This window comes from Pseudonocardia endophytica (genome assembly GCF_004339565.1).
Classification (GTDB): Bacteria; Actinomycetota; Actinomycetes; order Mycobacteriales; family Pseudonocardiaceae; genus Pseudonocardia; species Pseudonocardia endophytica.
This window is the reverse complement of the sequence record NZ_SMFZ01000001.1, coordinates 2,055,519-2,070,461: the sequence shown is the minus strand read 5'-3', so window position 1 is coordinate 2,070,461 and position 14,943 is coordinate 2,055,519. Positions and strand designations below refer to the sequence as shown.

At 71.5% G+C, this 14,943-nt stretch carries 11 protein-coding genes; 7 read left to right on the top strand and 4 right to left on the bottom strand.

Annotated elements, in window-relative coordinates:
• Positions 1-82: 82 nt before the first annotated feature.
• The 4 genes from EV378_RS09240 to EV378_RS09225 form a co-directional block, all read right to left on the bottom strand.
• Complete coding sequence (locus tag EV378_RS09240; RefSeq protein WP_132422651.1) at positions 83-964, bottom strand: helix-turn-helix domain-containing protein; 882 nt, start codon at positions 962-964, stop codon at positions 83-85.
• A gap of 25 nt (positions 965-989) precedes the next feature.
• Complete coding sequence (locus tag EV378_RS09235) at positions 990-1,790, bottom strand: SAM-dependent methyltransferase (RefSeq protein WP_132422649.1); 801 nt, start codon at positions 1,788-1,790, stop codon at positions 990-992.
• A gap of 114 nt (positions 1,791-1,904) precedes the next feature.
• Positions 1,905-3,632, bottom strand: a complete 1,728-nt coding sequence (locus tag EV378_RS09230) for a class I adenylate-forming enzyme family protein (protein WP_132422647.1) — start codon at positions 3,630-3,632, stop codon at positions 1,905-1,907.
• Positions 3,633-3,722: 90 nt separating this feature from the next.
• Positions 3,723-4,337 carry a TetR/AcrR family transcriptional regulator gene (locus EV378_RS09225; protein WP_132422645.1) on the bottom strand — a complete coding sequence of 205 codons (615 nt, stop codon included), beginning with the start codon at positions 4,335-4,337 and terminating at the stop codon, positions 3,723-3,725.
• 77 nt (positions 4,338-4,414) lie between these two features.
• Between EV378_RS09225 and EV378_RS09220 the strand changes: the two genes are divergently transcribed.
• The 7 genes from EV378_RS09220 (at position 4,415) to EV378_RS09190 (ending at position 14,933) form a co-directional block, all read left to right on the top strand.
• Entirely contained in the window at positions 4,415-5,566 is a 1,152-nt protein-coding gene (locus tag EV378_RS09220; RefSeq protein WP_132422643.1) for an acyl-CoA dehydrogenase family protein, read from the top strand.
• Positions 5,567-5,577: 11 nt separating this feature from the next.
• On the top strand, positions 5,578-7,164 hold the full coding sequence (locus EV378_RS09215; protein ID WP_132422641.1) for an AMP-binding protein: 1,587 nt from the start codon (positions 5,578-5,580) through the stop codon (positions 7,162-7,164).
• Positions 7,164-8,762 carry an acyl-CoA carboxylase subunit beta gene (locus tag EV378_RS09210; RefSeq protein WP_132422639.1) on the top strand — a complete coding sequence of 533 codons (1,599 nt, stop codon included), beginning with the start codon at positions 7,164-7,166 and terminating at the stop codon, positions 8,760-8,762. The genes EV378_RS09215 and EV378_RS09210 overlap by 1 nt, the downstream gene beginning before the upstream one ends.
• 4 nt (positions 8,763-8,766) lie before the next feature.
• The gene (locus EV378_RS09205; RefSeq protein ID WP_132422637.1) at positions 8,767-10,749 is read left to right on the top strand and encodes an acetyl/propionyl/methylcrotonyl-CoA carboxylase subunit alpha; all 1,983 of its coding nucleotides are present in this window, start codon (positions 8,767-8,769) and stop codon (positions 10,747-10,749) included.
• Between the two features lie 328 nt (positions 10,750-11,077).
• Positions 11,078-12,652 carry a class I adenylate-forming enzyme family protein gene (locus EV378_RS09200; protein WP_132422635.1) on the top strand — a complete coding sequence of 525 codons (1,575 nt, stop codon included), beginning with the start codon at positions 11,078-11,080 and terminating at the stop codon, positions 12,650-12,652.
• Positions 12,653-12,657: 5 nt separating this feature from the next.
• Positions 12,658-13,437, top strand: coding sequence for an enoyl-CoA hydratase/isomerase family protein (locus EV378_RS09195; RefSeq protein WP_243653361.1), 780 nt, complete (start codon positions 12,658-12,660; stop codon positions 13,435-13,437).
• Complete coding sequence (locus EV378_RS09190; RefSeq protein ID WP_132422631.1) at positions 13,434-14,933, top strand: class I adenylate-forming enzyme family protein; 1,500 nt, start codon at positions 13,434-13,436, stop codon at positions 14,931-14,933. Before EV378_RS09195 ends, EV378_RS09190 begins: the two co-directional genes overlap by 4 nt.
• Positions 14,934-14,943: the final 10 nt, after the last annotated feature.

The following is a 14,943-nucleotide window of genomic DNA, read 5'->3' as shown; positions in this document are numbered from 1 at the left end:
TCAGACCCAGGCAGGGCTGTCAACCGGAGGAGCGTGCCAGTGTCCGGACACCGGCGTCCACGATGTGGACGGAACCCGGGGTTCAGAGCGCGTCGCGGACCTCGGTGATCATCGCGATGCTCTGCCGGGGTGTCAGCGCCGTCGCGCCGAGACGGTCGATCACCTCGAGGTAACTCTCGACGTCCTCGCGGCGGTCCAGGTACATCGCGCTCGTGAGCTGCTCGAGGTAGACGACGTCCGGGAGCTCCGGCTCGGCGAAGCGCAGCAGGCTGAACGGGCCGCCACCCGTCGCGACCTGCCCGCTGCGGTCGAAGGGGAGGACCTGGACGGTCACCCGCGGCCGTCGCACCGCCTCGAGGATGTGGTCGAGCTGCTCGCGCATGACGGCGGGGTCGCCCATGTTGCGGTGCAGCACGGCCTCGTCGAGCACCACCCAGAAGTCCGGGACGTCGGTACCCTCCATCAGCTGCTGGCGGCGCATGCGCAGCGCGACGCGCTGCCCGACCTGCTCCGACGAGTCGCCGGGGCCCAGCCCGATCACCGACTTCGCGTACCCCTCCGTCTGCAGCAGCCCGGGCACGAACTGCGGCTCGTAGCACCGGATGACGGCCGCGGCCTGCTCCAGCCCGACGTAGAGCTCCAGCCAGCCGGGCATGCTGTCGCTGTAGGGCTGCCACCAGCCCGGCTCGTTGGCCTGCCGGGCCAGCTGCAGCACCGCCTCGCGCTCGGCGTCGTCGGTGACGCCGTAGAGGCTGAGCAGGTCGACGATGTCGCGCTGCTTGAACCCGGTCCGGCCGGTCTCGATCCGGCTCATCTTCGCCTCGGAGCCGCGGATGACCTCCGCGGCCGCCTCGCGGGAGATGCCTGCCGCCTCGCGCAGTCGCCGGATCTGGCCGCCGACGAGGATGCGCAGGACCGTGGGCCCGCTGTTGCGCGGGCGCAGCGAGCCGTGCCCACCGACCATGACGACCCCTCCTACCCGGAGCTGATCAGGGCTTGCGGCCGATCCCGCCGATGACCATCCCGTGGGCCGTGTTCGTGGGGTCCGGGAAGTCGTAGCTCGGCCGCCACTGGTTGGCCGGGACCAGACCGGGTTCGATGACCTCGAGCTGGTCGAGGTAGGCGGCCTGCTCCTCGTACGGGCGGAAGCACTTCGAGCCCATGCCGAACTGGAAGAACACCTCGTTGAGCTCGGCCGCCCGCTGCTCGCCCGGGTTCGCGCAGCCGGAGTGCACGATGTAGCTGCCGGAGACGATCCGGTCGCGGATCGTCGTGACGATCGCGTTCGGGTCCTCCTCGTCCTCGATGTGCATCAGGATGCCGCCGAGGATGACCCCGATCGGCTTCGAGAAGTCGAGGAGCTGCTTGACCTCCGGGTGGTCCAGGATCGCGTTCGGGTCCCGCAGGTCGCCCTCGATCACGATCGTGTTGTCGTTCGCGGTCAGCAGGGCACGGCCGTTCGCCAGGACGATCGGGTCCTTGTCCACGTAGACGACGCGGATGTTCGGGTTGATCTCCTGCGCGACCTCGTGCACGTTGCCCGCGCTCGGAAGGCCGGACCCGACGTCCAGGATCTGCTCGATCCGGGCCTCGCCCACCAGGAACCGCGTGGCGCGTCGGATGAAGCTGCGGTTCGCTGCGGCCAGCAGCGTCGTCTCCGGGACGGCGTCGATCATGGCCTCGCTGGCCACCCGGTCGACGTCGTAGTAGTGCTTGCCGCCGAGCAGGTAGTCGTAGACCCGGGCGATCGACGGTGTGCTCGTGTCGATCGCCGCGTTGCTGTCGCTCATGTCCCCGTGCACCTCTCGGGCCTCGCTGGTCTGGGGCGATGACCCTATCGGGTAATCGCTCCCCTGCGATACGTAGCCGGGGCATTCGATCACGCCGGGGCGCGGACGGCGCCGTCAGGTGCCGTACAGATCCGCGTGCACGGCCCGCAGCTTGTACTTGAGCACCTTGCCGCCGACGGTCTCCGGCAGGGCGTCGGCGACGACGACGGCCTTCGGCACCTCGTGCCGCCCGAGGCGCTCCTTCGCGAACGCGATCACCTCGTCCGGATCCGGCGACGCCCCGTCGACCGGCACCACGACCGCCGTCACGGCCTCGCCCCATCGCTCGTGCGCCAGGCCGATCACGGCGGCCTTCGCCACCGCGGGGTGCTCGTGCAGCACGGCCTCGACGCGCATCGAGGACACGTTCTCGCCGCCGGACTTCACGATGTCCTTGTAGCGGTCGACCATGATGCGCAGGCCGTCGTCGTCGACGAGGGCCGAGTCGCCGGAGTGGAACCAGCCGCCGCGGAACGCCTCCCGGGTCGCGTCCGGGTCCCGGTAGTAGCCCGCCGCCATGATCGGGGAGCGGTAGACGGCCTCGCCCGCCTCGCCACGCACCGGGTCGCCTGCCTCGTCGACGACGTCCGAGGCCAGCAGCCCGGACGGCACGCCGACGTAGTTCACCGACGGCGCCGTCGCGGCGTGCGTCTCCGGCCACAGCGACGGCCAGAACCGGTGACACGCGATCGCCTCGGTCTGTCCGAAGATGCCGAGCGTGACCAGGTCCCCTCCGGTGCGGGCCTCCCACCGGCGGATCAGTGCCGGCGACAGCGCGCCCCAGCCGTAGACGAGCGTGGTCAGCGACGAGACGTCCAGGTCGGTCCGCTTCTCCAGCTCGTCCGCGAGCAGGCCGACGAACTGCGGCGACCCGGCCCACAGCGCCGTCGCCCGGTGCGCGGCGAGCGCCTCGGCGACCGGACCCGGGACCGGTCGCCTGCCCAGGACCACCGACCCGCCGGACAGCAGGCCGCCGAGCGGGAACAGCACGTCGCCGACGTGGTAGATGATCGGCAGGAACGTGAGCAGCGTCAGGTCCGAGTCGTGGCGCAGGGAGCGGGACAGCGACAGCGCGAAGTTCATCCCGGCCATGTGCGCGTAGTGGTGCGACAGCATCACGCCCTTCGGCATGGCCGTGGTGCCCGACGTGAACAGCAGTTCCATGACGTCGTCGCCGTGGATCTCGACGTCCGGTTCGACGTCGTCGTGCGCGGCCACCAGCTCCCCGAACGACGGGGAGCCCTCCACCGGGCCGCCGCCGATCGTGATCGTCGTACCGACTGTCAGTCCGGTCGCGGAGAACGCGGCGGACACCCGCGGCCACAGCTCCGCGTCCACGACCGCGAACCGCGGCTCCACGACACCGATCAGGTGCTCGACGACGTCCGGTGCGAGGTTCGGGTTCAGCGGCGCGGCCACCATGCCCGCCTTCGCGACACCGATCTTCGCCAGGTAGGCCTCGACGCTGTTCTCGCAGATCATCAGCACCCGGTCGCCCGGTTCCAGCCCGGCAGCGACCAGAGCCTGGGCGAACCGGTTCGCGGTCGCGTCGCCGTGGCGCGGTGTGACCGTCGCGAACTCCGGCTCACCGTGCGCGCCGGCGGCCGCGGTGAGCACGACCTGGTCGGGGCGGCTCCAGCGCAGCCGCTCCAGCACGTCGCCGAACGACGTCCGCTCCCAGCGGTTGACGGCGCGGCGCCCGCGCAGCGTCGTGACGTCGATCGAGCCCGCGTCCGGCAGGGCCGTCCCCTGCGCGACGTGCGGGAGTCCGGTCGTGCTCCTGCTCTGGTCGGTCACGCTCATGAAACTTGCGCCCCTTTGCCGCTCCGGTGTCGCGGCACAGAATGACGTGACTCGTCCCACAGAGACAAGGGGTAAGTCATTCGCGATTCACTAGTGCGGTTCCACGCCGAGGCAGGCGTGGGCGGATCTGTCGAGCTGCTCGCTCAGCCGCTCGGCCGGGATGCCGCTGCGGTAGAACAGCGTCGACTGGATCGCCCCGACGGCCGCGTGCACGGCCACGCGCAGCTCCGAGTCCGCCAGGTCGCGGCGCAGCGGAGTGAGCACGTGCACCCAGTCCTCGACGTAGTGGCGCTGGCGCCGCCGCAGCGAGCGCCGGTCCTCCTCCGGGAGCATGTGCACCTCCCGGTGGTAGACCGCCATCTCCGCGCGGTTCTCCACGACCACGACGGCGATGTGGTCCCGCACCAGCGCGGAGAGGACCTCGTGGTCGGACCCGCCGCGGGCCAGCACGTCGGCCGCGCCCTCCTCGAGCCGGGACATGCCGCGGTCGAGCAGCGCCAGCAGGATCGCGTCCTTGGAGTCGAAGTGCCGGTAGACGCCGGACCCGACGATGCCGGCCTCCGCTCCGATCTCGGCCATGCCGACCGTGTGGAACCCCCGGCTCGCGGCCAGTCGCGCGGCCGCGGCGAGGATCCGCTCCCGGCGCTCGGGGTCGCGGCGACGGCGGCGTTCCGGGGCGTCCGTCCGCGAGGTTCCGGTCGACATCTTCTCAGCATGGCATCCGCGTTGTAGCCTCCGCTACGAGTGAACCGAGAATCACTACGGGACGGGCAGGGGTCGGAGTGGACTTCACCGAGACGGACGAGGAACGCGACCTGCGGGCCGCGGTCGGAGCGATCGCGGGCCGGTTCGGCGGTGACTACTACGTCCAGCACGCCCGCGAGGGGAAGCCCACCGACGAGCTGTGGCGCGCGATGGGCGACGCCGGCTTCGTCGGCGTCAACGTCGCCGAGGAGTACGGCGGTGGCGGAGGTGGGCTCGTCGAGCTCGCCACCGTCTGCGAGGAGAGCGCGGCGCACGGCACACCGTTGCTGCTCCTGCTCGTCTCCGCGGCGATCTCGGCCGAGGTGATCGGCGAGTTCGGGTCCGACGAGCTGCGCCGCTGCTGGCTGCCGGGGCTCGCCGACGGGTCGGTCAAGATGGTCTTCGCGATCACCGAGCCGGAGGCCGGCTCCAACACGCACCACCTGACGACGACGGCCACCCGCTCCGGCGACGACTGGGTGCTGCGCGGGACGAAGCACTACATCTCCGGCGTCGACGAGGCCGAGGCGCTGCTCGTGGTGGCACGCACCGGGCGCGACGAGCGGGGCAACGCGTCGCTCTCCCTGTTCGTCGTGCCCACGGACGCACCGGGCCTGGTCAAGACGCCGCTGCCGGTGGACGTGATCGCACCGGAGAAGCAGCACGTCCTGCACTTCGACGACGTGACGGTCCCGTCCGGGAGCCTCGTCGGCGAAGAGGGGGCCGGCTTCCGGCAGGTGTTCCGCGGGCTGAACCCGGAGCGGATCACCGGCGCCGCGATCGCCGTCGGCATCGCCCGCTACGCCCTGGACAAGGCCGCCGAGTACGCGCGCACCCGCCAGGTCTGGGACGTGCCGATCGGTGCGCACCAGGGCGTCTCGCACCCGCTGGCCAAGGCGAAGATCGAGACCGAGCTGGCCGCGCTGATGACGCGCAAGGCCGCCTGGCTGCACGACAGGGGGCTCCCGGCGGGCGAGGAGTCCAACATGGCCAAGTACGCCGCGGCCGAGGCCGCACTGGCCGCGATCGACGCGGCGATCCAGACGCACGGCGGCAACGGCTTGTCCAGCGAGTACGGCCTGCTGCCGTACTGGGGGCTGGCGCGGCTCCTCCGGGTCGCGCCGGTGAACCGCGAGATGATCCTCAACCACGTTGCCCAGCACGGCCTTGGCCTGCCCCGGTCGTACTGAGAGGGACCGTCATGGAGCTGCAGCAGAACCTGATCTCCCGCGTCAACGTCGGTGACTCGCTGACCCGCAGTGCCGCCGCGCGCCCGTCGCAGATCGCGGTGGTGGACGGCGACCGGCGCTGGACGTACGCGGAGCTGGAGGCGTGGGCGAACCGGCTGGCGCACGGGCTCGCCGCGCGCGGGTACGCCCGCGGCGACGCGCTCGGGCTGGCGTCCGGCAACAGCGCCGAGTTCCTGGCCGTCTACTACGCCTGCGCGAAGATCGGCCTGGTCTGCGTGCCGATCAACCTCGGCTGGCGCGGCGAGGAGGTCGCGTACGTGCTGGGGCACTCGAAGGCCCGCGGCATCGTCGTCGAGAGCCAGCTCGTCGGCGCGATGTCCGAGGGGATCGCGAAGGCGACCGACGTGGCGGACGTGATCGTCGCTCCGGGCACCGGGTCGGAGTACGCGCGGGACCCGGACGACCGCGTGTGGTCCACACTGGACGACGTGCTGGGTTCGGAGACCGCGCCGCCCGAGGTGCTCGTCTCCGACCGCGACCCGCTGTCCTATCTGTACACCTCGGGGACGACGTCGTTCCCGAAGGGCGTCGCGTCGTCGCACCTGGCGATCACGATGGAGTCGATGTCGACGGCGCTGGACTCCGGCTGGGGTTCCGCCGACCGGTTCCTCTGCCTGATGCCGTTGTTCCACACCGCGCAGCTGAACGCGTTCTGCACGCCGGCCGTGATCGTCGGCGCGACGATGTACCTGCACCGCGGGTTCGACCCGGTCGCGTTCCTGGAGACGATCGAGCGCGAGCGGGTCACCCAGGTGTTCGGCCTGCCGATGATGTACCGGGCGGCGCTGGAGCACCCGTCGTTCTCCTCCCGGGACGTCTCGTCGTTGAAGCGCGCGGTCTACGCGATGGCGCCGATGCCGGACGCGCTGATCCGGGCGTGCCTGGAGGGCTACGACTGCGACTTCGCCCTGCTGTTCGGGCAGACCGAGATGAACCCGTGCACGACGCTGCACCGCCCGGAGAACCAGCTCACCCACATCGGCTCGGTGGGCACGCCGCTCACCGGCGTCCAGGTGGCGATCATGGGTCCGGAGGGTGACCTGCTGCCACAGGGTGAGCAGGGCGAGATCGTCTACCGCGGGCCGTCGGCGATGAACGAGTACCTCTTCGACGCCGAGGCCACCGCGACGGCGTTCGCGCACGGCTGGTTCCACTCGGGCGACGTCGGGTTCTTCGACGACGGCGGCGTGCTCTGGTTCTCCGACCGCTACAAGGACGTGATCAAGACCGGCGGCGAGAACGTCGCGTCGATCGAGGTCGAGAAGGCCGTGTACGCGGCGGACCCGCGGATCGCCGAGGCCGTCGTCGTCGGGCTGCCGCACGAGCGGTGGACCGAGGCGATCACGGCCGTCGTCGTCCCGAAACCCGGCGAGACCGTCGACCCGGACGCGTTGCTCGCGTCGATGAAGCAGCATCTGGACGGCTACAAGGTGCCGAAGTCGGTGATCGTCGTCGACGAGCTCCCCAGGACGTCCACCGGAAAGATCCAGAAGAACGTCGTCCGGCAGTCGAACGCCGGGCACTACGAGGAGGCCTGATGGCCGTCCTGCGGTCCACGCTGGACACCACGACCGAGGAGTACCTCCAGAACCGGAAGGTTCAGGAGGCCGCGATCGCCGCGCTCGACGAGCAGCTCGAGGCGGCGATCGCGGGTGGCGGTGCGAAGTACATGCAGCGCCATCGCGACCGCGGCAAGCTCCCGGTCCGGGAGCGGCTGGAGCTGCTGCTCGACCCGGACTCGCCGTTCCTGGAGCTGTCGCCGCTGGCGGCGTGGGGGACGGAGTTCACGGTCGGCGCCAACATCGTGACCGGCATCGGCGTCGTGTCCGGTGTGGAGTGCGTCGTGATCGGGCACGAGCCGACGTCACGCGGCGGTGCGATGAACCCGTACTCGTTGCGCAAGACGCTGCGCGCGTTGGAGATCGCCCGCCTGAACCGGCTGCCGGTGATCAACCTGGTGGAGTCGGGTGGCGCCGACCTGCCGACCCAGGCGGAGCTGTTCGTCCCGGCGGGACGGATCTTCCACGAGCTCACGGAGCTGTCCGGGCTCGGCATCCCGACGGTCGCGCTCGTGTTCGGCAACTCCACCGCGGGCGGCGCGTACGTGCCGGGCATGTGCGACTACTCGGTACTCGTCGACCGCGGTGCGAAGGTGTTCCTCGGCGGCCCGCCGCTGGTCAAGATGGCCACCGGGGAGGAGGCCGACGACGAGTCGCTCGGCGGCGCGGAGATGCACAGCCGGGTGTCCGGTCTGTCGGACTATTTCGCCGTCGACGAGCACGACGCGATCCGGCTCGGCCGCGAGATCATGACCAGGATCAACTGGCGCAAGCTCGGCCCCGCGCCGTCGCCGCACGTGTCGGCGCCGTTGTACGACCCGGACGAGATCCTCGGCATCCTCCCTCCGGAGTCGAAGGTGCCGTTCGATCCGCGGGAGATCCTGGCGCGCACCGTCGACGGCTCCGAGTTCGACGAGTACAAGCCGCTCTACGGGACGTCGCTCGTGACCGGGTGGGCGCAGGTGCACGGCTATCCGGTCGGCGTGCTGGCGAACCACCGCGGCGTGCTGTTCTCCGAGGAGGCCAAGAAGGCGTCCGAGTTCATCATGCTGGCCAACCAGACCGACACACCGTTGATCTTCCTGCAGAACACCACCGGCTACATGGTCGGCGCCGAGTACGAGCAGGGCGGGATCATCAAGGACGGCGCGAAGATGATCAACGCCGTCACGAACTCGACCGTGCCGCACCTGACGATCAACATGGCGTCGTCGTTCGGGGCCGGGAACTACGGCATGTCCGGGCGCGCCTACGACCCGCGGCTGATGTTCGCCTGGCCGAACGCGAAGCTCGCCGTGATGGGCGCCGCACAGCTGGCCGGTGTCCTGTCCATCGTGGGCCGGGCGTCCGCCGAGGCGCAGGGCAAACCGTTCGACATCGACGCCGACGCGAAACGGACCGAGGCGATCGAGGCCCAGATCGAGGAGGAGTCGCACGCGTTCTACATCACCGCGCGGCTCTACGACGACGGGATCATCGACCCCCGCGACACCCGCACCGTGCTCGGCATGTCGCTGTCGGCCGTGCACAACCAGACCGTGAACGGACGCCGTGGCTACGGCGTCTTCAGGATGTGATCGCGTGATCCAGAAGTTGCTCGTCGCGAACCGGGGCGAGATCGCCGTGCGCGTGATGCGTACGGCGCACCGGCTCGGCATCGCCACGGTGGCCGTGTACTCCGACGCGGACGCCGACGCCCCGTTCGTCCGGCTCGCCGACGAGGCCGTGCGCCTGCCCGGCGTGACGCCGTCGGAGACCTACCTGCGCGGGGACGCGGTGATCGCCGCGGCGCAGGCCACCGGCGCGGACGCCGTGCATCCCGGGTACGGGTTCCTCTCCGAGAACGAGGGGTTCGCCCGCGACTGCGCGACGGCCGGGCTGACGTTCGTCGGTCCGTCGCCCGAGGCGATCGCGTCGATGGGCTCCAAGCTCGAGGCGAAGTCGCTGATGTCGTCGGCCGGCGTGCCCGTCCTGCCGGGAGCGACCGTCACCGAGGACTCCGATCTCTCCACGATCGCCGACGAGATCGGCTTCCCGGTGCTGGTCAAGGCCGCGTTCGGCGGTGGCGGTCGCGGCATGCGTGTCGTGCGGTCCGCCGCGGACCTGCGTGACGCCGTGGAGGGTGCGCGCCGGGAGGCGGAGTCCGCGTTCGGCGACGGGACCGTGTTCCTGGAGCGCTTCGTCGTCGACCCGCGCCACGTAGAGGTGCAGATCCTCGGCGACACGCACGGCACCGTCGTGCACCTGTTCGAGCGCGAGTGCTCGATCCAGCGGCGCTACCAGAAGATCGTCGAGGAGGCGCCGTCCCCGGCCGTCACCGAGTCGCTGCGCGCCGAGCTGGGTGCGGCGGCCGTCGCGGCCGGGAAGGCGATCGGCTACACCGGCGCCGGGACCGTCGAGTTCGTGCTCGGCCAGGACGGTGAGTTCTTCTTCCTCGAGGTCAACACGCGCCTGCAGGTCGAGCACCCGGTGACCGAGCTGGTCACCGGCCTGGACCTGGTGGAGCAGCAGATCCGCGTCGCGGAGGGCGCCCCGCTGGGGTCCGACGTGCTCGACGCCCGCATCGACGGGCACGCGATCGAGGTCCGGCTCTACGCCGAGTCGGTCACGCGCGGCGAGAACGGGACCGACTACCTCCCGGCTACCGGCACGCTGCACCGCTTCGACGTCTCGGGCGACGTCCGTGTGGACACCGGCGTCGAGGACGGGAGCGTCGTGTCCCCGCACTACGACCCGATGCTCGCCAAGGTGATCGCGCACGGCCGCACCCGCGCCGAGGCGGCCCGCACGCTCGCCCGCGCGCTCGCGGGAGCTGCGCTGCACGGCGTCACGACGAACCGCGACCTGCTCGTCGGGATCCTCCGCGAGCGCGAGTTCCTCGACGGCGCGACCGACACCGGCTACCTCGTGCGCCACGACCCGGTCGCGCTCGGCTCCGGCACGCTGGCCGACTCCGGTCGCAGGCACGCCGCCGCTGCCGCGCTCGCCACCCAGGCCGCGAACCGTGCGTCGGCGCGGGTGCTGGCCGGGATGCCGTCCGGCTGGCGCAACGTCGGGGGCTCCTCCCAGCACGTCGCGTACACGCTCCGGGACTCCGATGTGGACGTCCGCTACCGGTTCCGCCGCGACGGGCTCGACGTGCGCGTGAACGACGAGCCGCTCGCCGCAGCGCTGGTCTCCGCGACGCCGTCGCGCGTGGTGCTGGAGACCGACGGCGTGCGCCGCGACTACGCCGTGCACCGCAGGGCCGGATGGTCCTTCGTGGACGGTCCGGACGGCTCGGTCGCGCTCGCCGAGGTGCCGCGCTTCGCCGACCCGAATGCCGTCGCCCACGCCGGCTCGTTGCTGGCGCCGATGCCCGGCACGGTCGTGCGCGTGCTCGGGGACCCGGGGCAGCAGGTCGAGGTCGGCCAACCGCTCGTCGTGCTCGAGGCGATGAAGATGGAGCACACCGTCGTCGCCCCGGGCAACGGCGTCCTCGGCGAGGTCCGCGTCGCGGCGGGCGACCAGGTCGACACGGGCCAGGTCCTCGCCGTCGTCGAGGACGCCGAGGACGGGACGTGATCGCCGCCCGTGGAGCACGCCGTTCGCCCGGCGACTGCTCCGCTCCACAACTGCGGATCACCGCCCGTGGTCGGCGCCGGCGGACGGGCATGATCGCCGTTTGTGGAGCGAGAGGTTCGCGTAGGGACCGCCGCGCTCCTCAACCGCTGATCATGGCGGTCGGGCGGGCCCCTCACACCCTGCCTTTGCTCTGCTCACACCCACGCAACGGGCGCGGGGACCGGCGGGGTGAACGGCTCGGCCGATCGGTGTTGCGCCCGGGTGAGCAGAGCAAAGCGTGCTCCCGGAGACCAGCCGGGCCGCGGCGGGAAGATCGGTGGGCAGGGTCGTGACCAGCGCGGATGTCGCGGCGGCGACCGGGTTGACGCTGGACGCGCTCTTCCGGCGGTCGGTCCGGGTCTTCGGTGACCGCCTGGCGGTGACGTCCGACCAGCCCGGTGAGGGGCCGTGGACGTACGCGGAGCTGGGGGAGCGTGCCGAGCGGCTCGCGGCGGGCCTGGCGGCGTCCGGGCTGCGGCGCGGCGACCGGGTCGCGGTGCTGGCCGAGACCCGGCCCGAGTGGGTGGAGATCTACGTCGCGCTGGCGCGGCTCGGTGTCGCGGCCGTGACGCTGAACGTCCGGCTGCACCCGGACGAGCTCGTGCACTGCGTCGCCACGGCCGAACCGCTCGCCTTGGTCACGTCCGGGCCGCTCGCCGAACGAGCCACCGCGATCCGGGCCCGGTGCCCGTCGGTCAAGGAGTGGTACTGCCTCGACCGGCAGGACGGGTTCACGCCGTACGCGAACCTGCTCGAGACGGGTGCGCCGGTGCCGGAGCCGGCCGCCGAGCCCGGCGACCTGCACAACGTGCTCTACACGTCCGGCACCACCGGGCTGCCCAAGGGCGCGATGATCACCCAGCAGGCGGCGGCGACCCGCGCGGTGCGGCTGGCGCAGTGGTTCGCGCTCACCCCGGACGACGGGTTCGTCGGCTGGCTGCCGTTGTTCCACTGCGGCGGCGACGAGTCGCTCTACGGCACGCTGCTCACCGGCGGCCGGTTCGCCGCGTGCCGGCGCCCCGATCCGGACCGGATCCTCGATCTGATCGAGCGCGACCGTCTCAGTTGGACACTCCTGCTGCCCGGCGTGATCACCGACGTGCTGGCCGCGGACCCCGGGCTGCGCGACCTGTCGTCGTGGCGGTTCGCGATCGGCTACGCGAACATGATGCCCGGCGTGGTGGCGCAGCTGACCGCGAAGTACGGCATCGCGTTCTGCGACGCGTTCGGCCAGACCGAGACGAGCTACGTGCTCGCGCACGGATTCTCCGGCCCCGGCGAGACGCCGCACCTGCGCAAGACACCGACGCCGTTCGTGGAGATCCGGCTCGTCGACCCGGACGGCGGTGACATGGCCGAGGTGCCGGTCGGCGTGCCCGGCGAGTGCGTCGTCCGCGGCCCGGGACTGATGTCCGGCTACCTCGACGACCCGGAGGCCACCGCGGCCGCGTTCGCCGGCGGCTGGCTGCACACCGGCGACGTGCTCGTCCGCAACGACGACGGCACGCTGGAGTTCGTCGACCGCACGAAGTACCTGATCAAGACCGGAGGCGAGAACGTCTATCCGGCCGAGGTCGAGCACGCGATCGCCGGCCATCCCGGCGTGCAGGAGGTCTGCGCGCACGGTGTCGCCGATCCGCACTGGGGCGAGACGGTGAAGGTCGTCGTCGTCCGTGCGCCGGGAACGGAACCGGTCACGGCCGGCGAGATCGTCGGACGTTGCCGGGAGCGGCTCGCGTCGTACAAGCGCCCGCACTACGTCGAGTTCCTGACCGCGGACCAGCTGCCGCGCAGCACGACCGGCAAGCTCCAGCGTCACGTGCTCGCCGAACGCGGCGCCACCGACGACCAGAGGGTGGGATGACGGGCATGTCGATCACCGTCGAGCAGCGCGGGCCGGTCCGCATCGTCGCGATCGACCGGGCCGACCGGCGGAACGCGATGTCCACGGAGACGGCGGCCGCGCTCGAGCACGCCGTCCGCGACGCGGGCGACGACCCGGACACACACGCGCTGGTTCTCACCGGCGTCGGGGAGCACTTCTCCGCCGGTGGCGACGTCGGGGCGATCCTGGAGTACGCCGGGTCGGGAGACGACCGTGACCTGCTGGCGTTGCTGCGCGCGTTCCACCGGCTCGTCGTGGAGATCTGGGAGTCGCGGCTGCCGGTCGTCGCGGCCGTGTCCGGTGTGGCCTACGGCGGCGGGTTCAACCTGGCGCTGGCGTGCGATCTCGTCGTGCTCTCCGCGGACGCCCGGTTGTGCCAGGTGTTCGTCCGGCGCGGCGTCGTGCCCGACGTCGGCGGTGCGTGGCTGCTGCCGCGCCTGGTCGGCATGCAGCGGGCGAAGGAGCTGATGCTGCTCGCCCCGGAGATCGACGCGACGCGGGCGCTCGAGCTGGGGCTGGCCAACGCCGTCGAACCCGATCCGGAGGCCGCCCTCGCCGCGGCGGTGGAGAAGGCCGAGCAGCTGGCCGCGCTCCCGTCGTACACCGTCGCCCTGAGCAAGAAGCTGATCAACCACAGTGCGGACGCGGACCTGCGCGGGTCGCTCGAGCTGGAGGCGGTGACCCAGTCGGCGGCGCTGCGGTCGGCCCCGGCCGTGGAAGGCTTCGAGACGTTCCGGCAACGACGCCAGAAGGACACCTCATGAACATCGCCAACCTGCTGCGCCGCAGCGCCTCCGACAACCCCGGCAAGGTCGCGCTCCGGCTCGACGACACCGAGGTCAGCTACGCCGCGTACGCGGAGCACGGCGCGCGGTTCGCCGCGTTCATGCGGGCGTCCGGTGTGGATCCCGGCGAGCGCGTCGGCTTCTTCCTGCCGAACGGCCTGGAGTACCTGCAGGGGATGCTCGGCGTCTGGCAGGCGGGCGCCGTCGGCGTCCCGCTGAACTACATGTTCCCGGACGCGGCGCTCCGCCACGCCGTCGTCGACTCCGGTGCCCGGTACCTCGTCGTGCTGCCCGGCGACGTCACCCGGCTCACCGACGTGCTCGGCGACGCGCTGCCGGAGCTCCTCACACTCGGTCCGGGCGGCACGTACGAGCAGGCGCTGGCCGCGCACGAACCGGCCACCGACGTCACGCCACGGGTCGACGGCGACGACGCGCTGCTCATGTACACGTCCGGCTCGACGGGTGTCCCGAAGGGCGTGCGCCAGACGCACCGGAACACCACCGCGCACTGCGACGCCGTGGTCGACCTCTACGAGATCACCGGCGACGACCACGTGCTGAACTGCATGCCGCTGTTCCACGTCGGCGGCCTGCAGCTGGCGAGCCTCACGATCCTGTTGCGCGGCGGGCAGATCACGTTCATGCCGCGCTGGGACCCGATGCGCTGGCTGCAGCTCGCGCAGGAGCTGCGGCCCACGTACGGCGGCCTGATCTCCACGATGATGATCGACGTCGGGAACCGGACCGTGGACAACCCGGTCGTGCTGGACTCGTTCCGGATCTGCATGTTCGGCGGCTCGCGCACGCCGACGGCGGCGATCGACCGGCTCGAGGCCGGCACCGGTATCCGGGGCACCGAGATCTACGGGCAGACCGAGCAGAGCGGGCTGGTCGTCAGCTACGCGCCGTCCGACACGCGTCGCCCGAACTCGATGGGCAAGCCGCTGGAGCAGGTCGTCCGCACCCGGCTCGTCGCACCGGACACCGGACAGGACGTCCCCGCCGGTTCGGACACGGTGGGGGAGCTCTGGGTGCAGGGCGACGCCGTGACGCCCGGGTACTGGGGGATCGAGGCGCCCGACCGCTGGTCCGACAGCTGGTTCCACACCGGCGACCTCGTGTCCCGCGACGACGACGGCTACCTCTACTACACCGACCGGATCGACGACATGATCGTCACCGGCGGGGAGAACGTGTTCCCGCAGATGGTCGAGGAGCACCTGGCCGGGCACCCGTACCTGGCCGAGGTCGCCGTGATCGGCACCGCGCACGACCGGTGGGTCGAGCAGGTCACGGCCGTCGTCGTCCCGAACCGCGAGGGTGTCACCGCCGAGGAGATCGCCGCGTGGTGCGCCGAGCACGCGAACCTGCGCGGCTTCGCCCGGCCGCGCCGGATCGAGATCGTCGACGAGCTGCCGCGCACCGGCAGCGGCAAGTTGAACCGTCCCGAGCTGCGGAAGAAGTTCCCGTGACATCTGGCAA

What these genes read in the sequence shown, in the direction of transcription:
- EV378_RS09240 (WP_132422651.1), bottom strand. Translation starts at nt 964, where the DNA reads ATGGTCGGTGGGCACGGCTCGCTGCGCCCGCGCAACAGCGGGCCCACG.
- EV378_RS09235 (WP_132422649.1), bottom strand. Translation starts at nt 1,790, where the DNA reads ATGAGCGACAGCAACGCGGCGATCGACACGAGCACACCGTCGATCGCC.
- EV378_RS09230 (WP_132422647.1), bottom strand. Translation starts at nt 3,632, where the DNA reads ATGAGCGTGACCGACCAGAGCAGGAGCACGACCGGACTCCCGCACGTC.
- EV378_RS09225 (WP_132422645.1), bottom strand. Translation starts at nt 4,337, where the DNA reads ATGTCGACCGGAACCTCGCGGACGGACGCCCCGGAACGCCGCCGTCGC.
- EV378_RS09215 (WP_132422641.1), top strand. Translation starts at nt 5,578, where the DNA reads ATGGAGCTGCAGCAGAACCTGATCTCCCGCGTCAACGTCGGTGACTCG.
- EV378_RS09210 (WP_132422639.1), top strand. Translation starts at nt 7,164, where the DNA reads ATGGCCGTCCTGCGGTCCACGCTGGACACCACGACCGAGGAGTACCTC.
- EV378_RS09195 (WP_243653361.1), top strand. Translation starts at nt 12,658, where the DNA reads ATGTCGATCACCGTCGAGCAGCGCGGGCCGGTCCGCATCGTCGCGATC.
- EV378_RS09190 (WP_132422631.1), top strand. Translation starts at nt 13,434, where the DNA reads ATGAACATCGCCAACCTGCTGCGCCGCAGCGCCTCCGACAACCCCGGC.